This window comes from Streptomyces sp. SID3212 (assembly GCF_009865405.1).
In the GTDB taxonomy this organism is placed as follows: Bacteria; Actinomycetota; Actinomycetes; order Streptomycetales; family Streptomycetaceae; genus Streptomyces.
Window position 1 is genome coordinate 1 of record NZ_WWJY01000607.1, and the last position, 510, is coordinate 510.

At 75.9% G+C, this 510-nt stretch carries 1 protein-coding gene; it reads right to left on the reverse strand.

Annotated elements, in window-relative coordinates:
* The coding region (locus tag GT042_RS18030) for a TIGR04222 domain-containing membrane protein (RefSeq protein WP_161309737.1) at positions 1–510 on the reverse strand (510 nt) is incomplete at both ends.

Here is a 510-nt window from a genome sequence, read left to right on the forward strand (position 1 = left end):
CGCGCACCAGGTCGCGGCCGTCCCGGTCACGACGGCGGCCGGCAGGAGGCCGTCCTCCGGCCTGACCCGCGCGGCCGTCCCCAGCTGCCGCCGCAACTCCTCGTCCGGCAGGGCCCGCAGTCCGCCGGTGGCGACCAGCCGGGCCGGGTCCGTGGAGGAGGGATCCCGGAGCGCGAAGTCCTTGAGGGCGGACTGGCCCGCGCCGGTCAGCCGGCTCCTGGCCCGGCCCGCGCAGATCAGCCCCACGAAGGCGCTCACGATCATCAGCGGCGGCAGGGTGAAGAGGGCCAGGGGGAAGCCCTCGCCGGGCTCGGAGTTCACCGTCAGCACCCCCGCCGCGACAAACGAGAACGGCACCCCGATGACGCTCAGAACCCCCTGGATCAGGCCCCATCGCGCGTACGGCCTCGCTTCGGCCGGCGGTATCAGCAGGCCGCGCGCCGCGAGCGTGTCACCGACGCGCTGGACGGCCTCGCCGCGCATCACGGCGCGGCGCAGCGTGTGCAGGGC